Here is a 24,235-nt window from a genome sequence, read left to right as displayed (position 1 = left end):
CTCCGGTCAGCCGCCTAGGTCGTCCGTCAGTAGGGCCCGGGTGTCCGGTACGAACGGCCACCCGGGGTCCTGCAGGTGCCTACGCAGTTCCTGCTCGGTCCACCACCACCCGTCGATTACTTCACTGGGCTGGTGGTGGATCGGCCCGTCGTAACGGGCCTCGAAGGCGTGCAGGTGGCACCGCAGCGGAGCCCCGTTCCACATTCCGTCCCAGGAAACCTGAGCGAGGGGCGTCAACTCGACGTCGGTGACTCCCAGTTCTTCCCGTAATTCGCGTCGTGCAGTCATCTCCGGAGTCTCGCCGGGATCGACCACGCCGCCCGCCAGGCAGTCGTGCATGCCCCCGAAAATCGCCTTCTCGGATGCGCGCCGGTGAACGTAGATACGGGTGCCGTCGAGTGAGCGCAGCAGCACGCCGGAACTGGCGTGCCAGAGTCCCTCCGCATAGACCCGCGTTCGGGGTGCTTCACCGACCGGATTGCCGTGTACGTCGTACACGGCGACGAGTTCATCCATTGCACCATCGTGTCACCGCGGCGGAAGCCGCGTGCCGCGGCAGGTTGCGGGGATACGATCGCCCGGACGAGAGGGGGTGGCGCTGTGGTGCTTCCGCGCCGACTCGCCCGGATGAACCGGGTCGGTCTCAATCGAGCGGTAGTGCTCGTCGCTGGTTACCTACCGGGATTCGCGCTGGTTCACCATCGGGGCCGGCGCTCCGGCAGGGCCTACCAGACGCCCGTCAATGCCTTTCGGATCGGAAACGGCTACCGGGTCGCTCTGACTTACGGCGCCGACAGTGACTGGGTCCGCAACGTCCTCGCCACGGGGGATTTCGACATCACCGTTCGCGGCCGCACCCTGCACCTGGTGGATGCCAAAATCGAGACCGATCCCTCCGCCCGATGGGCGCCCGGACCGGTGTCCGTGGCGCTCCGCAGAATCGGCGCGGACACCTACCTGCAGTGCCGACTGGAGGAAGGCTCGACGCGAGGCAGAGAGCGGGCGGAGGGATGAAGGCCCTCGGAACGATCTAGGCTCGTGCCATGCAGCGGATCATCGGTATCGAGGTCGAGTACGGAATCTCATCGCCCAGCGATCCTTCGGCGAACCCGATTCTGACCTCGACGCAGGCCGTGCTGGCCTACGCAGCGGCCGCGGGCGTGCCCCGAGCCAAACGCACGCGGTGGGACTACGAGGTGGAGTCGCCACTGCGAGACGCGCGCGGATTCGACTTGGGTCGGCTGGGCGGACCGGCGCCAGTGATCGACGCCGACGAGGTCGGTGCGGCGAACATGATCCTGACCAATGGGGCCCGCCTGTATGTCGATCACGCGCACCCCGAGTACTCGGCTCCGGAGGTGGCGGACCCCATCGACGCGGTGATCTGGGACAAGGCCGGCGAACGGGTCATGGAGGCCGCCGCCCGGCACGCGTCCAGCGTCCCGGGCGCCCCGCGACTGCAGCTGTACAAGAACAACGTGGACGGGAAGGGTGCGTCGTACGGCACCCACGAGAACTACCTGATGTCCCGCGAGACGCCGTTCTCGGCCGTGATCACGGGGTTGTCTCCGTTCTTCGCCTCGAGGCAGGTCATCTGCGGGTCCGGCCGGGTCGGTATCGGGCAATCGGGTGACGAGGCTGGGTTCCAGCTGTCGCAGAGGGCCGACTACATCGAGGTCGAGGTCGGACTGGAGACGACCCTCAAGCGCGGGATCATCAATACCCGCGACGAACCGCACGCGGATGCTGACAAGTACCGGCGTCTGCACGTCATCATCGGCGACGCGAACCTCGCCGAGATGTCGACGTACCTGAAGGTCGGCACGACCTCGCTGGTGCTCGACCTCATCGAGGCTGGTGTCGATCTGTCGGACTTGCAGCTTGCGCGTCCGGTGACTGCGGTTCATCACATAAGTCACGATCCGACGCTGCGCGCCACGGTGGCACTCGCTGATGGGCGCGAGGTCACCGGTCTTGCACTGCAGCGCATCTATCTCGACCGTGTAGCCAAGTTCGTCGACCACGAGGGCATCGATGATCCCCGCACGGCCGACATCATCGACAAGTGGGCGATGGTGCTCGATTTGCTCGAACGGGATCCGATGGAGTGTTCCCACCTGCTCGATTGGCCGGCGAAACTGCGTCTCCTCGAGGGCTTCCGGAATCGCGAAGGCCTTTCGTGGTCGGCGCCGCGGCTGCACATGATCGACCTGCAGTACTCGGACGTGCGGCTCGACAAGGGCCTTTTCAACCGTCTCGTGGCGCGTGGCTCGATGGAGCGCCTGGTCAGCGAACAGCAGGTGCTCGATGCCGTGCACAATCCGCCGGCGGATACTCGCGCGTTCTTTCGGGGTGAGTGCCTGCGCCGGTTCGGTGCCGACATCGCGGCTGCCAGCTGGGACTCGGTGATCTTCGACCTCGGGGGTGAGTCGCTGGTGCGTATCCCGACTCTCGAACCGCTGCGCGGCAGCCGTGCTCATGTCGGCGAACTTCTCGACTCTGTCGATTCGGCGGCTGAGCTGGTGGATCAGCTTACGAACTGATCACGTCGGCAAGGCGCGCCGGGTGCTTATCGTCACGTTGGCGCCGTGGATCGGTAGGGTTGGAATCCGAACAGGACTCGTCGAAGACGCTTCGATGGGTCCCGGTGAGAGGAGGTCGGTAGCCATGGCCCAGGAGCAGACCAAGCGTGCCGGTGGTGGCGACGACGACGATGCCCAGGTCGGTGATGGTGCGGCAGGGCAGGAGCGTCGCGAGAAGTTGGCCGAGGACACCGACGATCTTCTGGACGAGATCGACGACGTGCTCGAAGAGAACGCCGAGGACTTTGTGCGTGCGTACGTTCAGAAGGGCGGCCAGTGAGAGCGGATCGTGCAGGGCTTCCGTCGGCGTCCGACGGACTCGGAGGGAACAACAGGTTCACATATGGATCGAACCTCTCCTCGTTCACCGAGCACCTGCGTATCCACGCACCTGACTTACTGCCCGGGAACCGAATCGAGATGGGCCGCACCGGCTCCGACGGCGACACAGCCGATATCGCGCCGCACGGGACGACGATCGTGGCACTTACGTTCGCCGGCGGTGTCGTGATCGCCGGTGACCGTCGTGCCACCATGGGAAATCTCGTCGCCAGCCGTGACGTCGAGAAGGTGTTCGTCACCGACGACTACTCAGCTGCCGGGATCGCAGGCACTGCCGGCGTGGCGATCGAACTCGTGCGCCTGTTCGCAGTGGAGCTCGAACACTACGAGAAGATCGAAGGCGTCCAGTTGACCTTCGACGGCAAGGCCAACCGACTGTCCTCGATGGTTCGTGGCAATCTCGGTGCAGCGATGCAGGGATTGGCGGTCGTGCCACTGCTCGTCGGTTTCGACCTCGACGCCGCGGATCCCGAACGAGCCGGGCGCATCGTCTCCTACGACGTCGTGGGCGGTCGGTACGAGGAGCGTGCGGGGTACCACGCGGTCGGATCAGGGTCGTTGTTCGCCAAGGCGTCGCTCAAGAAGCTCTACCAGGAAGACAGCGACGAGGATTCGGCGCTGCGGATGGCAGTCGAGGCGCTGTACGACGCGGCGGACGACGACACCGCCACAGGCGGACCGGACATCGTTCGCTCGATCTACCCGACGGCGGTGACCATCTCCTCCGCAGGCGCGGCGTACGTGCCCGCGGAGCGCACGGCGGAACTGGCGCATGCTGTCGTGGCCGACCGCACCGAGGAAGGACGCACACCCCGATGACGCTGCCTTACTATGCCTCCGCCGAGCAGATCATGCGCGATCGCTCGGAACTGGCGCGCAAGGGAATCGCGCGCGGCCGCAGCGTCATCGTGCTCACCTTCGCCGACGGTGTGCTGTTCGTCGCGGAGAACCCGTCCACCGCGCTGCACAAGGTCAGTGAGCTGTACGACCGCCTGGGTTTCGCGGCCGTCGGCAAATACAACGAGTTCGAGAATCTGCGGCGCGCAGGCATCGTGCAGGCTGATATTCGTGGGTACTCGTACGACCGGCGCGATGTCACCGGTCGATCCTTGGCGAACGGCTACGCGCAGACTCTCGGGACGATCTTCACCGAACAGCCCAAACCGTACGAGGTGGAGATCTGCGTCGCCGAGGTCGGGCCGCACGGGGCCACTCCGCACGCGCAGCTGTACCGCATTACCTACGACGGGTCGATCGTCGACGAGCAGCACTTCGTCGTCATGGGCGGCTCCACCGAGCCGATCACGACCGCCCTGCGCGAGTCGTACCGCCCCGGGATGGAACTGAGCGAGGCCGTGGCGGTGGCGGTCAAAGCCCTGCAGGACGGCACCGCGACCAGCAACGGGGATTCGGATCGCCGCACGCTTGGAGTGTCGGGGCTCGAGGTCGCGGTACTCGACCAGTCTCGACCCAGGCGGGCGTTTCGACGCATCACGGGTGCGGCGTTGGAGGGCATGCTGCCGCCGGCCTCGGCGTCCAAGCCGAGGGGCGGGACCAAGAAGCGCACTGCAGCCGACGACAAGGGAGCCGATCCCGGAGATGCTCCTGAATCCGGGGACGCTAAGTAGTGCCCAGCCGTCGCGAGCGTGTAGGGCCCAGCCGTGGCGGTCGCTGTCCGGGGCAGGGTTGGGACGGTACGGTTCGGCGAACATCTCACTTCGGCCACGTTCCACCCTGTGGCGACGCGACTGATCCTGAACGGCAAGGCAACCGCCTTCGGCGCTGTAATGTCGAAGTGTGCAGCGACGAATCATGGGAATCGAGACCGAGTTCGGTGTCACCTGCACCTTTCACGGTCATCGACGGCTAAGTCCGGACGAAGTTGCCCGCTACCTCTTTCGGCGGGTGGTTTCGTGGGGCCGTAGTTCCAACGTGTTCCTGCGCAACGGTGCACGGCTGTACCTCGACGTCGGATCGCATCCGGAGTACGCGACCGCCGAATGCGACAGCCTGTTGCAGCTCGTGAACCATGACCGCGCGGGTGAGCGGGTACTCGAGGATCTTCTCGTCGACGCCGAGCAGCGGCTCGCTGAGGAGGGTATCGGCGGCGACATCTACCTGTTCAAGAACAACACCGACTCGGCGGGCAATTCGTACGGCTGCCACGAGAACTTTCTCGTGGTGCGGGCCGGTGAGTTCTCCCGAATCTCCGACGTGCTGCTCCCGTTCCTCGTGACACGCCAGTTGATCTGTGGTGCCGGGAAGATTCTGCAGACGCCGAAGGCGGCCACCTTCTGTCTGTCGCAGCGTGCCGAACACATCTGGGAAGGTGTCTCGTCGGCGACGACGCGGTCCCGGCCGATCATCAACACCCGTGACGAGCCACACGCCGACGCGGAGAAGTACCGCCGCCTGCATGTCATCGTCGGTGACTCGAACATGTCGGAAACCACCACGATGCTCAAGGCTGGAACGGCCGCGCTCGTGCTCGAGATGATCGAAGCCGGTGTTCCGTTCCGTGACTTCGCGCTCGACAACCCGATCCGCGCGATCCGCGAGGTGAGCCACGACCTGACGGGGCGCCGTCCGGTGCGTCTGGCTGGTGGCAGGCAGGCCAGCGCGCTCGATATCCAGCGCGAGTACTACTCGCGGGCCGTCGACCATCTGCGTACCCGTGACCGTGATCCTCAGGTCGATCAGGTGGTCGATCTGTGGGGCCGTGCCCTCGATGCGGTGGAGAACCAGGATTTCGCGAAAGTCGACACCGAGATCGACTGGGTGATCAAGCGCAAACTGTTCCAGCGCTACCAGGACAAGTACGGAATGGAGTTGTCCGATCCCAAGATCGCGCAGCTCGATCTCGCTTACCACGACATCAAGCGGGGACGGGGCGTCTTCGATCTTCTTCAGCGCAAGGGACTGGCGAAGCGAGTCACCGAAGACGAGACGATCGAAGCAGCGGTCTCGACGCCGCCACAGACCACGCGGGCGAAGCTGCGGGGCGATTTCATTGCTGCCGCGCAAGACGCCGGACGGGACTTCACCGTGGACTGGGTGCACCTCAAGCTGAACGATCAGGCCCAGCGCACCGTGCTCTGCAAGGATCCGTTCCGGTCGGTGGACGAGCGAGTGGACCGCCTGATCGCCTCCATGTGAGCGACCGCCTGCCGTGCTCTCGAGATGCCCTTGTTGCAACCGATTCGTCCGGGGGCATTAGGCTCGGCGACGTGCCGAAACCCAAAGTTGAGCGGTTGATGAACCTCGTCATCTGCCTGCTCTCGACCCGACAGTTCCTCACCGCGGAGAAGATCCGGAAGAGCGTGGACGGCTACGACGACTCGGCGAGTCACGAGGCGTTCAGCCGGATGTTCGAGCGGGACAAGAACGAGCTTCGTGATCTGGGAATCCCGCTGGAAACCGGTCCGGCTCCGGGATACGCCGGTACCGAGGGATACCGCATCAACCGCACCGCCTACGAGCTGCCCGACGTCGATCTCGATACCGCCGAGGCTGCCGCCGTCGCGGTCGCAGTCCGTCTGTGGGGCTCGCCGGAGATGATGTCGGCGTCACAGAGTGCCCTGTTGAAGCTGCGTGCGGCCGGCGCACAGGTCGACTCCGACGTCGACGCGGTCCCGGTGTCGGCCCTTCCGGCGCGTACGCGGGGCTCCGAGACTTCGATGCGGAAACTACTCGAAGCGATCGATGCGGGTCGTGCCGTGACGTTCCTGCACCGCACAGTGCCGACCGCGGAGTTCGTGACCAGGACTGTTCAGCCGTGGGGGGTGGTGACGCTACGGGGACGGTGGTATCTCGTCGGACACGACGTCGACCGTGATGCGACCCGCACGTTCCGCCTTTCCCGCATAGCAGAGCCGGTCGAGGCGATCGGGCCCGAGAATGTGGTCCGAAAGCCGCCAGGCATCGATCTACGTGCGATCGTCGACGAGGTAACCGCCGGTGGATCGGTCACCGGTACAGCCGTGGTGTGGGTGGCCGAGGGGCGTGCCTTGGAACTGCGACGTCTCGGGTCGGAAGGTGAAGTACGGACGCTCGGTGACCGACCGGGCGCGATACTCGAGATCCCGGTCCGGTCCTGGGAGTGGACCGCTCGGCTCATCGCCGGCCACGGTGGCGACGCCGTCGTGCTCGAACCCGAGTCGCTACGTGCGCGCGTGCAGGACAAACTGCGGTTCGCGGCAGGTATCAGCGGCGACCTGGCGGAGGTGGCCCCATGAGTGTTCGCGTCTCGCGCCTGGCGCGACTGCTGAACATGGTGCCCTACTTCCTTGCCAACCCGGGAATCAGCAAGGAAGAGGCGGCACGGGAACTCGGCGTCACCGTTCGGGATCTCGTAAAGGATCTGGAACAACTGTTTGTGTGCGGGCTTCCCGGATACGGCCCGGGGGATCTCATCGACCTGTCCTTCGAGGAGGACGTCGTCTCGGTCGTCTTCTCCGCGGGAATGGATCGCCCGTTGCGCCTGACGTCGGCGGAGGCCACGGTGCTGTTGGTGGCGCTGCGATCACTGGCCGAGATGCCGGGGATGGTCGACCCGACCGCAGCCCAGGGCGCAATCGCGAAGATCGAGTCAGCTGTGGGCAGCGCGGCGCTGGTGGCGAACGGTGAAGGCTTGGACGCCAGCGGGGCATCGGCGACTGCGCAGGAGTCGACGGTGGCGGCGACGGTTCGATCTGCACTGCAGCGCGATCATGCCCTGCGCCTGACGTACTACTCGGCGTCGCGCGACGCCGTCTCCGAGCGTGTAGTCGATCCGATCCGTTCGCTGCTCGTCGACGATCAGACGTACCTGCAAGCGTGGTGCCGGCAGGCGGAAGGCGTCCGACTGTTTCGGTTCGACCGGATCGACGGCGCCGTGGAGTTGGACGAGCCATCCGTGCCACCCGCGCAGGCACTCGGATCCGATGCCCACCTAGAACTGTTCAGCGACGACGCCAGCCTGCCGCAGGCGCACCTGCGGATCTCGGCCGCACACGGCTGGATTCTCGACAACTATCCGATGGATCCGGTGCAGACGTTGTCCGACGGGTCCGTCGAAGTGACGATGCGATACGGATCACTGGACTGGATGGCGCGCCTGCTGGTGGGTCTCGGGTCGGCAGCGACGGTCATCGGGCCGAAGGAGTTGGTCGAGGCAGTCCGTGAACGCGCCCGCGCCGCACTCGCCGCATACGACGCCCTGGAGGTCTGATTACCGGGGCGCAGAGACGTCGAGGGGAGTAATTTCGAGTGACAGGCGCGTGAATCGGTTCGCCGGCAGGTGCACTTCCTGCTCCCGTCGGCAGTTACGTCAGGGCGAACAGGACATTTGCTCCGAGACGGACTCGCTCATGTCCGGTAGCATCGTTCTGGTCTGACATTTGGAGGTAGTAATGACCGGAGGCTTCAGCCTGTGGCACTGGGCGATCGTCGCCATAGTGGTCGTCATCCTGTTCGGTTCCAAGAAGTTGCCCGACGCGGCCCGCGGGCTGGGTAGGTCGCTGCGCATCTTCAAGAGCGAAGTCAAGGAGATGCAGAACGACGGCAACACTTCGTCGGCCTCCGCTGCCGATCCGGCTCCGTCCCCGCAGTTGCCTTCCGCGCCCGTCGACGCCACAGTCGTCGAGCCCCCCCAGCAGGAGCCCCGCTCGGAGCCGAAGTCGGCCTAGTCCACCTATGACGAGCATCCGGGGTGACCAGTTCATCCCGGATCACTGCTGACCAAGGCCAGGGCCCATAGTGCGAATTCCGTTCGACCCGCGTCGGAGCAGGCGCAAGACAAATCCAGACGGCACCATGTCGCTCATCGAGCATCTCTACGAGCTGCGTACGCGCCTCCTCATTGCCGTCGCGGCGATCATCGTGACGACGATCATCGGCTTCGTCTGGTACTCGACCCGGATCCTCGGGATCGAGAGCCTCGGCGAGCTGCTCCGGGGACCATATTGTTCTCTGCCGGCGGAGAGTCGAGCGGACCTCAGCCCGGATGGAGCATGTCGACTGCTCGCAACGGGACCTTTCGAGCAGTTCATGCTCCGTCTCAAGGTGGCATTGACCGCTGGTGTCGTTCTGGCGTGCCCGATCTGGCTGTATCAGCTGTGGCGTTTCATCACCCCGGGGCTGTACGCCAAGGAACGCAGATATGCGACCAGTTTCGTGGTCGCGGCATCGCTGTTGTTCGTCTCGGGTGCCGTCCTCGCCTACCTCGTCGTGGCCCAGGCGCTGCACTTCCTCCTGACCATCGGCGACAGCGTCCAAGTCACCGCACTCAGCGGTGCGCAGTACTTCGGCTTCGTGCTCAATGTTCTGATCATCTTCGGCGTCAGCTTCGAGATTCCGCTGCTGATCGTCGCGCTCAACGTCGTCGGCGTACTTCCGTACGCGAAGTTGAAGGCGTGGCGACGGGGCTTGATCTTCGCGCTGTTCGTCTTCGCGGCGATCGCGACGCCGGGTCAGGATCCCTTCACGATGCTCGCTCTCGCCGGCGCGTTGACGGTGCTGCTGGAGTTGGCGATTCAGATTGCCCGTCTGAACGACATGCGGAAGGCCCGAAAGGAGGCCGAGGATCTGGCCAGCCTTTCGGACGAGGAGGCGTCCTCGATCGCAGCGCCGAGTTCGATCGGTGACGTCACACCCGTTCAGCCGTCGGCGGCGCCGGGCGCCGGCTCGTCGCAGGACCACAACACTCCGCGGGACTACTCGGACACACTGTGAGGTCCGGGACTCAACTCGATGCGTTTACGCGGCAGCTGAGCTTTCCACTCGACCCGTTTCAGATCGAGGCATGCGCTGCCCTCGAAGCCGGCCATGGAGTGCTGGTGTGCGCACCCACCGGTGCGGGTAAGACGGTCGTCGGAGAGTTCGCCGTCCATCTTGCCCTCGAGTCCGGACGCAAGTGCTTCTACACAACGCCCATCAAGGCCCTCAGCAACCAGAAGTATGCAGACCTGACCGGCCGCTACGGCAAGGACGCGGTCGGGCTCCTGACCGGTGACACGAGCATCAATTCGGACGCACCCGTCGTCGTCATGACGACCGAGGTGCTACGGAACATGCTGTACGCCGAATCGCCTACACTGCTGGGCCTCTCGCATGTCGTAATGGACGAGGTGCACTTCCTTGCCGACCGGTTCCGTGGAGCGGTGTGGGAAGAGGTGATCCTGAACCTGCCCGAGGAAGTACGTCTGGTCAGTCTGTCGGCGACGGTCAGCAACGCCGAGGAGTTCGGCGCTTGGATGGAAGCGGTCCGCGGCGACACCACGATCGTCGTTGACGAGACTCGCCCGATTCCGCTGTGGCAGCACGTCCTGGTCGGCCGTCGGCTGTTCGACCTGTTCGACGCCAAGGTGACTCCGACCGGTGGCCGTGAACTCGTCATCGACCCCGATCTGGTGAGCCACGTCAAGCGGCGTCTTGCGCTCGACCGGATGGACTCGTGGGAGCCGCGGGGGAGGGGGCGTTCGAGCGACTTTCGACCGCTGACGCGCCCGGAAGTGGTCGCGCGTCTGGATGAGGAGGGATTGCTGCCGGCAATCACGTTCATCTTCAGCCGTGCGGGTTGCGAGGCGGCTCTGAGCCAGTGTGTCCGTTCCCGCCTACGGTTGACGACGCCGGAGCAGACCGCGCGGATTCGTGAAATCGTCGAAAAGCACACCCGGGGCCTGCCGCGGGCTGATCTCGAGGTGCTCGGTTACTGGAGCTGGCGGGAGGCGCTGGAACGTGGATTCGCCGCGCACCATGCCGGCATGCTGCCGGCGTTTCGTGAGGCCGTGGAGGAGTTGTTCGTAGCCGGGCTCGTCCGGGCGGTGTTCGCCACCGAAACCCTCGCTCTGGGGATAAATATGCCCGCCCGGTCGGTCGTCCTCGAACGACTCGTCAAATACAACGGTGACACGCACGCCGAGCTCACACCGGGGGAGTACACGCAGCTGACCGGTCGGGCGGGGCGGCGAGGCATCGATGTCGAGGGACACGCGGTGGTGCTGTGGCGGCCCGGCGTGGAACCGGTCGACGTCGCAGGTCTAGCTTCGACGCGGACGTTCCCGTTGCGCAGTTCGTTCCGGCCCGGCTACAACATGTCGATCAACCTGATCGACCGGATGGGTGCCGCTCAGTCGCGAGCATTGTCGGAACGGTCGTTCGCACAGTTCCAGGCGGACCGCTCGGTCGTCGGCTGGACGCGCGGGATCGAGCGCAACGAGCGAGCGTTGGGCGAGTTGCGGGAGCGTCTCGGCGGCGCGGACGGGGAGATGTTCGAGTACATCCGGCTCCGGGAACGGTTGCGTAGCCGCGAACGTCTGCTCGAGCGGCAGAAGCGGGCCGACCGGCGCGGCGCGGCGGTACAGTCGTTGGCTGCGCTTCGACGGGGCGATGTCGTCGGAATTCCTGTGGGGAAGCGGTCTGGGCTCGCGGTAGTACTCGAGCCCGATCAGGATCGCGACGATCCGCGACCTCTCGTTCTAACCGAACACAAGTGGGCGGGACGGATCGGTGCCGCTGATTTCCCGGTGCCCGCACATCCGTTGGGCCGGATGCGGCTGCCCCGCCACGTCGACCACCGCACGGCGCGAGGACGACGCGACCTCGCCTCGGCGCTGCGCAGTACCGGCATCAACGCTCCGCGGAAACCCAAGCGCGCCAAGAGCGGACGTGAGGACGCAGAGGTCGTCGAGTTGCGGAAGGCGCTACGCGCGCATCCCTGCCACTCGCGATCTGATCGCGAGCAGATGTGCCGGGTCGGCGAGCGATACAACCGCCTCGATCGCGAGACCGAATCCATGCGCCAGAAGGTCGCTGCTACCACGAACTCACTGGCGCGCACCTTCGACCGGATCGTCGCGTTACTCACCGAGTGGGGATACATTGCGGCCGGCGAGCAACCGGAAGCCACTGAGGAAGGGCGGCGACTCGGCCGGATCTACTGCGAGAGCGACCTGCTCGTAGCGGAGTGCCTGCGACGTGGAGTCTGGACCGGATTGACGCCGGCCGAGCTCGCTGCCGTCGTCTCGTGTGTCGTCTACGAGTCCCGCCAAGACGCCGACGCCACCGATCGCGGACCCACCGCAGCGATCCGCGGGGCAATGGCGGAGACGGTCAGGGTGTGGGGAGAGATTCGTGCCGAAGAGGTCCGGCACAAGCTTCCACCGACACGCGAACCCGATGGGGGCTTCGTCACCGCCATATATCAGTGGGCGGGCGAAGCGTCACTCGTGGACGCGCTGGTATCGGCAGGTTCCGGGGGGAAGGAGTTGTCGGCGGGCGACTTCGTTCGATGGTGCCGCCAGGTGATCGACCTTCTCGATCAGGTTCAGTCCACCGCACCCGATCCTTCCGTTGCCAAGGCAGCGGCCCAGGCCGTCGGGTCGATCCGGCGCGGTGTCGTGGCGGTAGCCGCCACCTGAGCCGGCCGTCGGGAGTTGAGAGGTACTGGAGGCCCTACCGGATCTCGTCCGAAGCATGTTGACTGGCCCTTGTAGGCCCTTCCTCCGCATTTCGTCGTGGCGCTACACGAGAGGAGTTCGGACATGGACGCGAAGCAGTGGACCGTGGATATCTCCATTGATGAGCATGAGCGGCAGACCCGTTCGACGGCGCGACTGCGTACCCAGGACACCACCGTCGTCGGTGTGGGGTTGGCGCGGAGAAACCCGAGCGACCGGAACGTCCCGGAGATCGGTGACGAACTGGCGACGGCCCGTGCTCTGGCGGATCTCTCTCACCAGTTGATCGACGCCACCGTCAACGATATCGAGGGGATCACGCACGCGCCGGTGCATCTGACCGAGTAGCGAAAACTCGATGCTCGCACCACTCTCGGACGTCGCCGGTGACATGCGACGGCGGTGACATGCGGCTGCGGCGAGCGAGTGTCTGGTTGCGGGGTCGACGGGCCGTATCGTGCTGGATCCTGCGTAGAGTGTCGATGAATCTACGCAGGGAGGAGACCCGCTATGGGTTTGATGGATGGATTGATGGGCAACGCGGGGGTCATCGACCTGGGCACGGCGAACGACGAATTCGGCAGGTTGCTGGGGCACGGTGAGCAGATCCACGGGGCATACAGGCTGGTCCGGGATGCGTTCGTATTCACCAATCGCCGCCTGATTCTCGTTGACAAGCAGGGCATCACCGGCCGGAAGGTCGAGTACCACAGCTTCCTCTACAAGTCGATCACGCACTTCTCGGTCGAGACGGCGGGATCGTTCGACCTCGACGCCGAGTTGAAGATCTGGATCTCGGGCTCGGCGACCCCGATCCAGAAGCAGTTCTCGAAGGCTGTCGATATCTACGAGGTTCAGGCTCTGCTCGCGCACTTTGTCGCATCGTAGGCTGCCGCAGCGGTGACGCTGCGACAACACAGTCGATGCAATACCGGAAGAACGACGCAGGTTGAAGACGCTGCAGTACCGAAGACGAGGAGATTCGATGTGAGCGGGACCCAGGAACCGAGCGAGTCGAACGATCAGTGGGCCGCCCCTTCTGGTCCGGCACAGGTCGCGACCGGGCAGTTCCAGCAGCTGCAGCCGAACCCCCTTGGTCCCGACGTTCAGCCGGACGGCGCTTACGCACCGGCACCGGGACAGCAACTTCCGCACGGGCAGACCCAAGCGTGGGCCCAGCCGAATCTCGGTGCATCCGTTCCGAATCCGTATTTCCCGCCTCAGTATCCCCCGCAGCCCTGGGGTGCTCAGCCCGGCTACCCACAGGCACAGTTCGGCGGTGGGCCGCCGAATCAGTGGGTTCCGGCCCCGGGACCGTCGTCCGGGGACAAGATGAAGCCCTGGATGTGGGTCGGCATCGGTCTGCTCGCAGGCTTTGCGATCGCGGCCCTCGTCCTGCTCGTCTCGGGAGCCTTCGGCGCGAAGACCCTCGACGAGGTGGCCGTGGAGGAGGGTGTCGACAGAATCGTCACCGAGTCGTACGGCGCCCGGACCGTCACCAACGTGAGGTGCCCGTCCGGGCAGAAGGTGGAACTGGATGCGTCGTTCGACTGCATCCTGACGGTCGACGGCAAGCTCAGAACGGTGACGGTGACGGTGACGGACTCCGACGGTACATACGAGGTCAGCCGTCCCAAATAGGTTGTCGCCGAAAAGCTACGAGAGTTCGGAGGCCTGGCTGGTGGCTGCGCAGGCGGCCACCAGCCGGGCAACGGAACGTTCGATACCGAGAGCGGCAGCTATCCGGGCGAGCCGGTCGGCGTCGACCGGGCTCGTCGGAAGCCTGTCGGATCGTGAAGGCTCGACATCGGCATCGGTGACAACTCTCACGACGGGCAGGGCCGCGTCGATGTACTCGGCGGCGGCCGACAGCTTGGCCCGGACCCCCTTCGCGACGTCGGTGGTCGGGTCCAGCGCCGCTGCCCGGAGTTGCCCGAGCGAACCGTGCCGCAACAGGAGTGTCGACGCGGTCTTTTGTCCGACTCCCTTGACGCCGGGCAGGCCGTCGGACGAATCACCGCGCAGCAGAGCGAGTTCAGCGTAGGCGTCACCCGCTCGATGCGCGGGTATCCCGTACTTCGCGGAGACCTCTGCAGGCCCGAACAACTCGGCCTTGGCCAACCCCCGTCCCACGAACAGCACTCGGACGGGAACAGGATCGTCGGAGACGACCTGAAGCAGATCCCGATCGCCGCTGACCACCACGACGTCGTCCTTCTGCTCCTGCCCGGCAAGGGTTCCCAGTACGTCGTCGGCCTCGAGCCCGACAGCGCCGGCGGTGGCAATGCCCATCGCGTCCAGGACGTCGATAATCAGGTCGACCTGTGGCGTGAGGGTCTGCGGGACGTCCTCGACGGTGCCGTCCGACCGTTCCGCCACACGATGCGCCTTGTACGACGGAACAGCATCCACCCGGAACCGGGGGCGCCAGTCCAGGTCGAGGCAGACCGCGAGGCGAGACGGCTGTGTGCGGGTGATCAGAGCGGCCACCATGTCGGTGAATCCGCGCACCGCGTTCACAGGACGGCCGTCCGGGGCCGTCATCGATTCCGGCAGCGCGTAGAAGGCCCGGAACCACAGACTCGCACCGTCCAACAGCAGCAATGGCCCAGTCATGCGCCCCATCCTGCCAAACCGCATTAGCCTGATTCCCATGAGTTCCGAGAGTTCGTACAGCGCCACATCCGACCGCGCCGACGCATCCCGGTTCCCGACCGCCGTGTACGCGGACCGACTGGCCCGGGCAGCACAGGTCGCCGAGCGGTCCGGCATCGACGGTCTCCTCATCACCCCCGGACCCGATCTGCGGTATCTGATCGGGTCGCGAGCGGACTCGTTCGAGCGGCTGACCTGTCTGGTCGTGCCATCTGACGGAAGCCCGCCCTCGGTGGTGCTGCCGCGTCTCGAGCTTGCATCACTGGGAGACTCGGCCGTGTCCGAACTCGATCTTCCGGTTCATGATTGGGTGGACGGGGTCGACCCGTACGAGGTGGTTGCGTCACTGTTGCCGGAGACTCCGCGTACCGCGGTCGCAGATGCGATGCCGGCCCTGCATCTGGTTCCACTGACCCGACGTTTCGGCGCGTTGCCCGCGCTGGCCACCGGCGTGCTACGTGAGCTGCGGATGATCAAGGACCAGGCCGAGATCGAGGCGTTGCGGCGTGCCGGCGCGGCGATCGACCGCGTGCACGCGCGGATGGACGAATGGTTGCGGCCGGGGCGAACCGAGGCCGAGATCGCCACGGACATCACTGCCGCGATCCTCGCGGAGGGGCACACCGAGGCGGCGTTCGTGATCGTCGGATCGGGTCCGCACGGGGCCGATCCACATCACGAGGTGTCCGATCGGGTTATCGAGTCCGGCGACATCGTGGTGATCGACATCGGAGGGCCGGTCGAACCCGGCTACAACTCCGACTCCACCCGCACGTACAGCGTCGGCGAGCCGGATTCTCGGGTGGCCGACAGGATCGCCACACTAGAGGCGGCCCAACGCGCCGCCGTCGAGGCAGTGCGTCCCGGCGCCACCGCCGAGTCTGTCGACGCCGCGGCGCGGGACCTTCTCGCCGAGGCCGGTCTCGCGGATGTGTTCGTGCACCGTACCGGTCACGGCATCGGCCTGTCAGTTCACGAGGAGCCGTACATCGTCGCCGGGAACACGATCACACTCGAACCGGGAATGGCGTTCAGCGTAGAACCTGGCATCTACTTCCCAGGGCAGTGGGGCGCACGGATCGAGGACATCGTCGTTGTCACGACGGACGGGTGCGAGCCGATGAACCGGCGCCCACGCGGGCTGACGGTCCTGCCCGGCTGACCATCAGCGTTTCAGTATCCAGTGAAAACAGCCGTGCACACAGCCGGTGCAAACCGACGATCACAACGGAGAGTATTTCACCGTGGGATGAGGCTTGCGGACCCCATGACGCGCTCGACCGAGATCTCGACGACCACTCTCTTCGGATTCTCGCGCGGCGTGCGGTACCGGACCGCGTAACGCTCCTCGGCATCGACGACGGACTCCCGATCCGAGAGGACGCGGGCGGACCCCTCGAGCGTGAGCCAGCGACGCCCGTCGACCTGACTGACGGCGCCGTAGCCGCCGCGGTCGGCGTTGCGGGCCTTCTGAGACCCGTCGTGAGTGATGATCCGGACGATTCGGCCTTCCGGGTCCCAGGTGAAGCCGACGGCCACCACGTGCGGTGTGCCGTCCTTGCGCAAGGTCGTCAGGGTCGCCAGATGGCGCTCGGTGAGGAACGCCGCGGCTTCGGTGGTCAAGTGGGAAGGATCCAACGGGGTTCGAGCCATGCCCCGACGGTACTCGAGAGGCGTGAATCCGTGACACTGAAGGTATGGCACCGAAAGGCACGACACCGAGAGGCTCGAGTGACACGCACCGTGGGGCGGACGCTGCGCCCGGATCGCTGGTGCTGCTGGGCGGCCGCAGCGAGATCGGGCTGGAAGTAGCGCAGCGGTTGGCGTCCGGCCGGGTGGTGGTACTCGCTGCTCGGCGCAGCGACGACCTCGAACGGGAGCGACAGGTCGTGTTGGACGCCGGCGCAGCCGAGGTGCACTGCGTCGAGTTCGAGGCCGACCGGGTCGCCGACCACCCGGCGGTGTTGTCCGTGATCGCCGAGAAATGCGGGCCGATCGGCGTAGCAGTCCTCGCGTTCGGTGTTCTGGGCGATCAGGCCCGCGCCGAACGGGACGCGGGTCATGCCCTCGCAGTCGTGCACACGGACTACGTCGCTCAGATCAGCGTGCTGACGCATTTGGCGAACCTGATGCGGTCGCACGGGTCGGGACAGATCGTGGTGTTCTCGTCCGTAGCGGGTGTGCGCGTGCGACGCGCCAACTACGTGTACGGATCGGCAAAGGCCGGCCTGGACGGTTTCGCGAGTGGGCTGGCGGACGCCCTGCACGGCAGCGGTGTCCGGCTGCTCTTGGTGCGGCCAGGATTCGTCATCGGGCGGATGACCGAGGGCATGAAGCCCGCGCCGCTGTCGAGTACCCCGCAGCAAGTGGCCGACGCGGTCGCGCACGGCCTGCGCAAGGGAAGCGAGCGTGTATGGGTGCCGGCGCTGCTTCGCCCGGTCTTCTTCGTGATGCGGCTCCTGCCGCAGTTCGTGTGGCGGCGGATGCCCCGGTGAGCGAAGCGAACACCGATAGCGCCGCGAGCGAAGCGAACACCGATAGCGCCGCGAGCGAAGCGAACACCGACGCCGCGAGTGGTCGGATCGTCGTGGTGGGCATCGGTGCCGACGGCTGGGACGGCCTGGCCTCGCGCGCACAGCGCGCAGTCCGGGACGCCGAGGTGTTGATGGGATCGGCGCGCCAACTCGCTCTCGTCCCGGATTCGGCCGCGGTGCGCGTGCCCTGGCCGACCCCGATGCTTCCCGCGCTCCCGGAACTGTTGGAGAAACATCGTGGGCGCCGCGTGTGCGTGCTCGCGAGCGGGGACCCGATGTTCCACGGAATCGGGGTCACGCTGGGGCGGATCCTCGGGCCGGAGCGGCTGGACGTGATCGCGCACCCGTCGTCGGCGTCCCTGGCGTGCGCGAGGTTAGGGTGGGCGCTGCACGAGACCCCGACCGTGAGCCTCGTGAATCGCCCGGTGGCGACGCTCGCGCCGGATCTGCACGACGGTGCGCGCCTGCTGGTTCTCTCCAACGACGAGCACACCCCCGCAGCGGTGGCCGAAGTATTGCGCCGCAGCGGCTTCGGCGACAGCCGGGTCGTCGTACTCGAGCAGCTGGGCGGCCCGGGGGAGAGGGTCGTCGAGGGCGTCGCTGCGCCGTGGGATGTTCCCGCCGGCGACCCGCTCAACGTCATCGCGGTGGAAGTTCGCGGCACGGGCACTTTGCGTCTGACCCGGACCCCGGGGCTGCCCGACGCGGCATACAGTGGTGACGGGCAGATGACCAAGCACGAGGTCCGTGCGCTCACGCTCAGCGCCCTCGCCCCGGCCCCAGGTGAGGTGTTGTGGGACGTCGGCGGCGGCTCCGGAACCATCGGGATCGAGTGGATGCGCAGCCATCCCCGGTGTCGTGCCGTCGTGTTCGAGCGTGAGGAGTCGCGAGTCGTGCAGATCCGCGACAACTCTGCCGCTCTCGGTGTTCCTGCGCTACGGGTGTCCGCAACGGCACCTGAAGCCTTCGCGCGGGAGAACTCCGTCCCGGACGCGATCTTCGTCGGTGGAGGCGTGACGCAGTCTGGCCTGCTCGATGCGTGCTGGGACCGGTTGCGGCCGGGCGGGCGCATGGTGGTCAACGCCGTAACCACCGAGGCGGAAGCGTTGGTGTTGCAGTGGCATTCCATGCACGGCGGAGCGTTGCGCAAGTTCCAGATCTATCGCGGTGAGCCGCTAGGGGGATTCACGGCATGGCGGCCGCAGTTGCCGGTGGCGCAGTGGACTGTCACCAAGCCAGGGTATGACCCAGGGACTAGCCCAGGAAATTGCACTGAAAGGGATACACCATGACCGTCCACTTCATCGGAGCCGGACCTGGTGCCCCCGACCTGATCACGCTGAGGGCTTCGCGCATCATTTCCGAATGCCCGGTGTGCTTGTACGCGGGCAGTCTGGTGCCCGGGGAGCTGCTGACGCTGTGCCCCGACGACGCAGAGGTCATCGATACGGCCCGGATGAGTCTCGACGAGATCATCGAGGAGATCATCGCCGCGGACGCCGCCGGGCTCGATGTCGCGCGTCTGCATTCGGGTGATCCGTCGATCTATTCGGCGGTGGCCGAGCAGGTTCGCCGACTCGATGCTGCCGGCGTCGCCTACGACATCGTGCCCGGGGTGCCGGCGTTCACCGCCGCCGCCGCCGCGCTCGGTCGGGAACTGACTGTTCCGGGTGTGTCACAGTCGATCGTGCTGACCCGAGTGTCCACGCTCTCCACCGCGATGCCGCCGGGCGAGGATCTTCGCTCGCTCGGGCGCAGCGGTGCCACGATGGTGGTGCATCTCGGTGCGCACCGGATCGAGCAGATCGTCGAGGAGTTGTCGGAGAACTACGGGTCGGATTGCCCGGCAGCGGTGGTGGCGTTCGCGAGCAGACTCGACGAGATTGTTGTTCGCGGCACACTTGAAACGCTCGTCGACCAGGTCCATGCCGCCGGGATAACCAAGACGGCCGTAGTCTTCGTGGGCCGCGTCCTCGCTGCCGAGGGTTTCCCGGACAGCTATCTGTACTCGGCCACCCGGCCCCGCAGCACCCACTGATGCGTAGAGTCCTCGTCCTCGGCGGCACTTCCGAGGCACGGATGCTCGCTGCCCGGCTCGAACGGGATTCGTCGCTGGAGGTGATCTCGTCGCTGGCCGGTCGCGTGCGCGAGCCGGTTCTTCCTGCCGGAACCGTACGAATCGGAGGCTTCGGCGGGGTCGAGGGGCTTACGCAATGGTTGCGGACCAATGACATCGATGCGGTCGTTGACGCGACCCACCCGTTTGCGGCTCGAATCACGGCCAACGCGTCTGCCGCGGCTTCCGTGGCTGGCGTACCGATGCTCGTGCTCCGTCGCGCCGAGTGGGTTGCCGGCCCGCGCGATCACTGGCACCAGGTGCCGGATATCGCGGCGGCGGCCGAGGGGGTGCCGGCAGTGGGGGAGCGGGTGTTCCTGACGATCGGCAGGCAGGGCGTCGCCGCTTTCGTTGAATGTCCGGGTTGGTTTCTCGTCCGGGCAATCGACCCACCTGAGGTCAGGATGCCCGGTCGGTCCGAGCTTCTGCTCGCCCGTGGCCCGTTCACGGTCGACGCCGAGATCACGCTCATGCTCGAGCATCGCATCGATGTGCTCGTAACGAAGAACAGTGGGGGAGAGCTCACTTCGGCGAAGCTCGAAGCGGCCCGAGTGCTGGGGGTGCCGGTGGTGATGGTGGCCCGGCCGCCGCTACCGCCGGGGGTGCCGTCGACAGCGGACCTCGAATCTGCAGTCTGCTGGGCTTCCGAACCGCACCGGCGCTGACCCGCGACGGAGCGTCACCTCAGCCTCGCTTCGGCCGTCGCCTACAGAAAGAACTCGGTGTGGGACGGAACCATAGGAATCCCCGAACTCTCGCCACGTCAACCACCCCAAACGACACACCGCCACTCACCACACAACCTCCTCACTTCAATCACAGAGGTACGGGACAGGGGTAGGTGTCCGCCGGAGGCGAGAAGGCACGGGGCCGCCGAACACCGAGTGCTGTCCGAGCGGTCGGGGAGGACGTGTATGGGATCAGAGCTGAGGCTTCGCGCCGGCAGACCGAAGACGGTCGAGGCCGTGGCGAAGATCGCCCGTCACCTGCTCGCAGACCGCGGCCTCAGACTCGGGGGAGAAGACGCCGGAAGCTCCGCCGCCGAATACGACATCGCGGTCATTGGGATTGTTCTCAATCTCGGTCATATCGGCACCATCGCCCGACTTCTTCGCGTCTTGCAAGAAATCGTGCCGTTTCGGCAAGAATCCCGGGCGGCGACGGTCCTTCAGCCCGGGTAGTGCCGCGGGGTGAAGACCCGTGGGCCTCGTGCGCTCTCGACGACCGTGGTTGTCGACGAACCGACGATCAGCAGGCACCGCATGTCTACGTCGGCGGGATCGAGGTCGGCCAGGCCGACGACCTTGACCGACTCTTGCGGACCGGCGATGTCGCGCCCGATGATCACGGGCGTGTCAGGGGAACGGTGCTCGAGGATGAGGTCACGCATCGCCGCGACCTGCCAGGTGCGGGACTTCGACGCCGGGTTGTACACGGCGAAGGCCATGTCCGCGCTCGCGACCGCTGAGATGCGCTTGGCGACGATGTCCCACGGTTTGAGTCGGTCCGACAGCGAGAGCATCGCGTAGTCGTGGCCCAGCGGGGCGCCGACCCGACTGGCGACCGCGTTCGCGGCGGTCACGCCGGGCAGCACCCGGACCGGAACGTCCTTCCACTGCTCCTCGGACGCCACCTCGAGCACCGCGGCGGCCATCGCGAACACGCCCGGATCGCCGGACGAGACGACTGCGACGCGGGCACCGCGCTTGGCCAGATCGAGCGCCATCGCCGCCCGTTCGGCCTCGACGCGGTTGTCGCTGGCGTGCCGACGCTGCCCCGGCCGCACCGGGACCCGGTCGATGTAGGTGGTGTATCCGACGAGATCGGTGGCCTGCGCCAACTCCTTCCGGACCTGCGGCGTCGTCCACGTCCGGTCACCGGGCCCGAGTCCGACGACGACCACCTCACCGCCGGCGGGTGGAGTGTAGGGGCGACTGTTCACCGGGCTCGGGACGATGGCGATCGAGAAGTACGGCACGTCCGCGTCGTCGACGTCGTCGGCTCGGGCGACTCGCTGACGGTCGGTGCTGGCGCGCTCGACATAGCGAGCCTCGTCGATTCGGCCCGAATCCTTCAGCGCCTGGCGCACAACCGGATACGTACGCCCGAGCTTCATGATCGCGGCGGCATCGGCCTCGCGCAGGCGCCGGGTCAGTTCGTCCTGGGGCAGGGTGCCTGGCAGGACGGTCAGCACCTCTTCGCCCTCGACAAGCGGCTCGGCGAGGGCGGCGGATGCGGCGCTGACGGAGGTGACCCCGGGGATGACCTCGACCTCGAACCGGTCGGCCAACCGCTTGTGCATGTGCATGTAAGAGCTGAAGAAGAGCGGGTCTCCCGCCGCGAGGAGAGCGACGCTGCGCCCGGCCTCCAGATGCGCCGCAAGGCGCTCGGCGGACTGTTCGTAGAACTCGTCCATCGCCGCCTGGTAGCCGCCGGGATGGTCGATCGTCTCGGTGGTCACCGGGTAGATCAGGTGCTCCTCGATCTGCCCCTCCCGCATGTACGGCGCGGCGACACCACGAGAGATGCTGCGGCCGTGACGGGCACTGTGGAACGCGATGACGTCGGCCTCACCGATCACGCGGACCGCCTTGACCGTCATCAGTTCGGGGTCGCCGGGTCCGATCCCGACCCCCCAGAGCTTTCCCGCGCTCATTCCTTCTCACTCGCAATCGCGTTCAGCGCCGCCGCTGTGATCGCGCTGCCGCCGCGACGACCACGAACCACCAGGTATTCGAGGCCGCTGGGGTGCTCGATCAGCGCTTCCTTGGACTCGGCGGCGCCGATGAACCCCACGGGCCCGCCCACTATCGCCGCGGGCCGCGACGCACCGGCCTCGAGGAGGGTCAGCAGGTGGAACAGTGCCGTGGGTGCATTGCCGATCGCGACGACCGCACCATCGAGCTTGTCGCCCCACAGCTCTAGCGCGGCCGCCGACCGTGTGTTGTCGATTGTCTTGGCCAGCACGGGTACTCGTGGATCGTCGAGCAGGCACAGCACGTCGTTGCCGCGCGGCAAACGCTTGCGGGTCACCCCGGCTGCAACCATCTTCGCGTCGCACAGGATCGGTGCGCCCCGGCGCAGCGCTTCGCGGGCGTCCGCGACGACGTTCGGGGTGAACGCGACGTCGTCGGCGAGATCGACCTGACCGCTCGCGTGGATCATCCGGACGACGGCTTGCGAGACGTCGGCGGGGAATCGGGCGAGGTCCGCCTCGGCCCGGATGGTTGCGAAGGACTGACGGTAGATCTCCGCACCGTCGCGGATGTAGTCGATCATGCGCCACACCATAGAGGCATCAGGAAGGGCCGTTCTCGGTGCCGTCATGACGGCTCGCCGTCGTGCGGTAACCGTCGGGACTCGCGACGACGTCTGTTACCTCGCCGTGGGGCCGACCGCACTTGCGATCGCACCCCGACCAGTGCTGACGGCCCTGCGTAGGCAGGTCGTCGCCCTCGATCGCGGCCCGTGCGTCGGCCCGCACGTCGGTGTGCGACCTGGCGCAGCCCGGTTGCCCCGCACATGCACTGACCTGGAGGTACGGCGAGTTCTCGTCGAAGATCAGGCCCATCGGTGCGAGCACTCGGACCACCTGTTCGGCCGTCCACTCGTCGAGATCCGACAACAGCACCGACCGCCAGGGGGTGATCATGATCGGTTTCTCCACCGCGGCCAGGAACTCCGCGAGCCGGGCGGGGAGCGTGCCGAACGCGAGGCCACCTGCGAGCGTGACTCCGCCGTCGGGTTGGTCGAGCCATCCGATGGGGCCCGGCCCTGGCGCGTCGGGCAGGGCGAGGGGTTCGCCGTCGTTTTCGAGCCCGAGTCTTGCGAGGACCCGCTCGGTGCCACCGGGGACTTCGCTCAAGCGCCACGCGTCACCGCGGATCTCGCCGAAGGTGCGCGCCGCCGCCAGGAGCACCGCAACAGCGTCGATCTCCGCCAGGCGTGCACCGGTGTCCGCACCGGCCAGGATGAGCGCGAACCGTCCATCCGCGAGCGCATGGACTCCGACGTCGCCACGCAAGCCCGATACGTCGCCGCGGCCGTCGTCGATCGTGAAGAGAGTGCGACCCGGCAGGTCGGCCAGTGCCGGATCGTCGCACAGCCCGCGGTCGAGGGCCTTGACGAGGCCCCGGACGTCGGCTTGCCCACCGATTCGGCCGGACAGCGGGGAGGCGAGAATGTTGCGGACCCGTTCGTGCGTGGTCGACGGCAGCAGCTCGACGGCCTCGAGACGCCGGGCGAAGTCGTCCGGGTCGCGCAGCGCGCGCAGCTGCAAGTTGCCGCGCGAGGTCAACTCGATCTCCCCGTTGCCGATCTCCTGGGCGGCTGCTGCCAGGGCCTGGAGTTGGGGCGACGTGACGACACCACCGGGGATACGGACGCGGGCGAGTGGGCCGTCGGCGGCCACGTGGACCTGGAGGGCGCCCGGGCATTTGTCGGGGCCGGAGCGAGGAGATGGCACGCGTCCAGGCTAGAGAAGTACCGGGTCCGTGCGCGAACGAGTGACCGGTAGCATCGTGCGCGACTGCGGCAGGAGAGGAAGCCGGTGGGATTCCGGCGCGGTCG

26 protein-coding genes are annotated in these 24,235 nt (G+C 66.5%); 20 read left to right on the top strand and 6 right to left on the bottom strand.

Features of this window, described 5'->3' with window-relative positions; translation table 11 throughout:
* Positions 1 to 6: 6 nt before the first annotated feature.
* Positions 7 to 516: an NUDIX hydrolase gene (locus EF834_RS09055; RefSeq protein WP_127946896.1), complete on the bottom strand. Its 510-nt coding sequence runs from the start codon at positions 514 to 516 to the stop codon at positions 7 to 9.
* A gap of 84 nt (positions 517 to 600) precedes the next feature.
* Between EF834_RS09055 and EF834_RS09050 the strand changes: the two genes are divergently transcribed.
* The 14 genes from EF834_RS09050 (at position 601) to EF834_RS08980 (ending at position 14,002) form a co-directional block, all read left to right on the top strand.
* Positions 601 to 1,014 (top strand): nitroreductase family deazaflavin-dependent oxidoreductase, encoded by a 414-nt coding sequence (locus EF834_RS09050; RefSeq protein WP_206615222.1) that lies wholly within the window; start codon positions 601 to 603, stop codon positions 1,012 to 1,014.
* A 29-nt stretch (positions 1,015 to 1,043) separates the two neighbouring features.
* Positions 1,044 to 2,543, top strand: a complete 1,500-nt coding sequence (gene dop, locus EF834_RS09045; RefSeq protein WP_127946895.1) for a depupylase/deamidase Dop — start codon at positions 1,044 to 1,046, stop codon at positions 2,541 to 2,543.
* A gap of 124 nt (positions 2,544 to 2,667) precedes the next feature.
* On the top strand, positions 2,668 to 2,862 hold the full coding sequence (locus EF834_RS09040; RefSeq protein WP_127946894.1) for a ubiquitin-like protein Pup: 195 nt from the start codon (positions 2,668 to 2,670) through the stop codon (positions 2,860 to 2,862).
* Entirely contained in the window at positions 2,859 to 3,743 is an 885-nt protein-coding gene (gene prcB / locus EF834_RS09035; protein ID WP_127946893.1) for a proteasome subunit beta, read from the top strand. Before EF834_RS09040 ends, prcB begins: the two co-directional genes overlap by 4 nt.
* The gene (prcA, locus tag EF834_RS09030; RefSeq protein WP_127946892.1) at positions 3,740 to 4,552 is read left to right on the top strand and encodes a proteasome subunit alpha; all 813 of its coding nucleotides are present in this window, start codon (positions 3,740 to 3,742) and stop codon (positions 4,550 to 4,552) included. Before prcB ends, prcA begins: the two co-directional genes overlap by 4 nt.
* 169 nt (positions 4,553 to 4,721) lie before the next feature.
* A complete protein-coding gene (gene pafA / locus EF834_RS09025) occupies positions 4,722 to 6,080 on the top strand; it encodes a Pup--protein ligase (RefSeq protein ID WP_206615221.1) in 1,359 nt (452 codons plus the stop codon).
* A gap of 71 nt (positions 6,081 to 6,151) precedes the next feature.
* Positions 6,152 to 7,159 (top strand): helix-turn-helix transcriptional regulator, encoded by a 1,008-nt coding sequence (locus EF834_RS09020; RefSeq protein WP_127946890.1) that lies wholly within the window; start codon positions 6,152 to 6,154, stop codon positions 7,157 to 7,159.
* A complete protein-coding gene (locus EF834_RS09015) occupies positions 7,156 to 8,133 on the top strand; it encodes a helix-turn-helix transcriptional regulator (protein WP_127946889.1) in 978 nt (325 codons plus the stop codon). Before EF834_RS09020 ends, EF834_RS09015 begins: the two co-directional genes overlap by 4 nt.
* A gap of 181 nt (positions 8,134 to 8,314) precedes the next feature.
* Positions 8,315 to 8,590 carry a Sec-independent protein translocase subunit TatA gene (gene tatA, locus EF834_RS09005; RefSeq protein WP_127946887.1) on the top strand — a complete coding sequence of 92 codons (276 nt, stop codon included), beginning with the start codon at positions 8,315 to 8,317 and terminating at the stop codon, positions 8,588 to 8,590.
* Positions 8,591 to 8,660: 70 nt separating this feature from the next.
* Positions 8,661 to 9,635 (top strand): twin-arginine translocase subunit TatC, encoded by a 975-nt coding sequence (tatC, locus tag EF834_RS09000; protein WP_127946886.1) that lies wholly within the window; start codon positions 8,661 to 8,663, stop codon positions 9,633 to 9,635.
* Positions 9,632 to 12,322, top strand: a complete 2,691-nt coding sequence (locus EF834_RS08995) for a DEAD/DEAH box helicase (protein WP_127946885.1) — start codon at positions 9,632 to 9,634, stop codon at positions 12,320 to 12,322. Before tatC ends, EF834_RS08995 begins: the two co-directional genes overlap by 4 nt.
* Before the next feature lie 123 nt (positions 12,323 to 12,445).
* Positions 12,446 to 12,709 carry a DUF1876 domain-containing protein gene (locus tag EF834_RS08990; protein WP_127946884.1) on the top strand — a complete coding sequence of 88 codons (264 nt, stop codon included), beginning with the start codon at positions 12,446 to 12,448 and terminating at the stop codon, positions 12,707 to 12,709.
* 162 nt (positions 12,710 to 12,871) lie between these two features.
* Positions 12,872 to 13,249 carry a PH domain-containing protein gene (locus EF834_RS08985; RefSeq protein ID WP_127946883.1) on the top strand — a complete coding sequence of 126 codons (378 nt, stop codon included), beginning with the start codon at positions 12,872 to 12,874 and terminating at the stop codon, positions 13,247 to 13,249.
* Between the two features lie 99 nt (positions 13,250 to 13,348).
* Positions 13,349 to 14,002, top strand: a complete 654-nt coding sequence (locus EF834_RS08980) for a DUF4333 domain-containing protein (protein ID WP_127946882.1) — start codon at positions 13,349 to 13,351, stop codon at positions 14,000 to 14,002.
* 15 nt (positions 14,003 to 14,017) lie between these two features.
* Here the strand turns inward: EF834_RS08980 and EF834_RS08975 are convergent, their stop codons facing one another.
* Positions 14,018 to 14,977 (bottom strand): 5'-3' exonuclease, encoded by a 960-nt coding sequence (locus EF834_RS08975; protein WP_127946881.1) that lies wholly within the window; start codon positions 14,975 to 14,977, stop codon positions 14,018 to 14,020.
* Between the two features lie 37 nt (positions 14,978 to 15,014).
* On the opposite strand from EF834_RS08975, the gene EF834_RS08970 reads away from it, so the two are divergent.
* Complete coding sequence (locus tag EF834_RS08970; protein WP_127946880.1) at positions 15,015 to 16,178, top strand: M24 family metallopeptidase; 1,164 nt, start codon at positions 15,015 to 15,017, stop codon at positions 16,176 to 16,178.
* 77 nt (positions 16,179 to 16,255) lie between these two features.
* Here the strand turns inward: EF834_RS08970 and EF834_RS08965 are convergent, their stop codons facing one another.
* The gene (locus EF834_RS08965) at positions 16,256 to 16,669 is read right to left on the bottom strand and encodes a PPOX class F420-dependent oxidoreductase (RefSeq protein ID WP_127946879.1); all 414 of its coding nucleotides are present in this window, start codon (positions 16,667 to 16,669) and stop codon (positions 16,256 to 16,258) included.
* Positions 16,670 to 16,713: 44 nt separating this feature from the next.
* Between EF834_RS08965 and EF834_RS08960 the strand changes: the two genes are divergently transcribed.
* From EF834_RS08960 to EF834_RS08940, 5 genes are all read left to right on the top strand, one after another.
* Positions 16,714 to 17,511 (top strand): SDR family NAD(P)-dependent oxidoreductase, encoded by a 798-nt coding sequence (locus tag EF834_RS08960; RefSeq protein WP_127946878.1) that lies wholly within the window; start codon positions 16,714 to 16,716, stop codon positions 17,509 to 17,511.
* Complete coding sequence (cbiE, locus tag EF834_RS08955; protein WP_408014489.1) at positions 17,508 to 18,842, top strand: precorrin-6y C5,15-methyltransferase (decarboxylating) subunit CbiE; 1,335 nt, start codon at positions 17,508 to 17,510, stop codon at positions 18,840 to 18,842. Before EF834_RS08960 ends, cbiE begins: the two co-directional genes overlap by 4 nt.
* A complete protein-coding gene (cobM, locus tag EF834_RS08950; protein WP_127946876.1) occupies positions 18,839 to 19,588 on the top strand; it encodes a precorrin-4 C(11)-methyltransferase in 750 nt (249 codons plus the stop codon). The genes cbiE and cobM overlap by 4 nt, the downstream gene beginning before the upstream one ends.
* Complete coding sequence (locus tag EF834_RS08945; RefSeq protein WP_127946875.1) at positions 19,588 to 20,331, top strand: cobalt-precorrin-6A reductase; 744 nt, start codon at positions 19,588 to 19,590, stop codon at positions 20,329 to 20,331. Before cobM ends, EF834_RS08945 begins: the two co-directional genes overlap by 1 nt.
* Positions 20,332 to 20,631: 300 nt before the next feature.
* Entirely contained in the window at positions 20,632 to 20,847 is a 216-nt protein-coding gene (locus EF834_RS08940) for a hypothetical protein (protein WP_127946874.1), read from the top strand.
* Here the strand turns inward: EF834_RS08940 and cobJ are convergent.
* From cobJ to cobG, 3 genes are read right to left on the bottom strand one after another with little or no spacing between them, the layout of a single operon-like run.
* Positions 20,835 to 22,322 (bottom strand): precorrin-3B C(17)-methyltransferase, encoded by a 1,488-nt coding sequence (gene cobJ, locus EF834_RS08935; protein ID WP_127946873.1) that lies wholly within the window; start codon positions 22,320 to 22,322, stop codon positions 20,835 to 20,837. The two genes, EF834_RS08940 and cobJ, sit on opposite strands and share 13 nt — an antisense overlap.
* Positions 22,319 to 22,945 (bottom strand): precorrin-8X methylmutase, encoded by a 627-nt coding sequence (locus tag EF834_RS08930; RefSeq protein ID WP_127946872.1) that lies wholly within the window; start codon positions 22,943 to 22,945, stop codon positions 22,319 to 22,321. The genes cobJ and EF834_RS08930 overlap by 4 nt, the downstream gene beginning before the upstream one ends.
* Before the next feature lie 19 nt (positions 22,946 to 22,964).
* Entirely contained in the window at positions 22,965 to 24,131 is a 1,167-nt protein-coding gene (gene cobG, locus EF834_RS08925) for a precorrin-3B synthase (RefSeq protein ID WP_127946871.1), read from the bottom strand.
* Positions 24,132 to 24,235 lie beyond the last annotated feature (104 nt).

It is taken from the genome of Rhodococcus spongiicola, from assembly GCF_004011835.1.
GTDB lineage: Bacteria > Actinomycetota > Actinomycetes > Mycobacteriales > Mycobacteriaceae > Prescottella > Prescottella spongiicola.
This window is presented reverse-complemented; position numbering and strand designations above follow the sequence as displayed.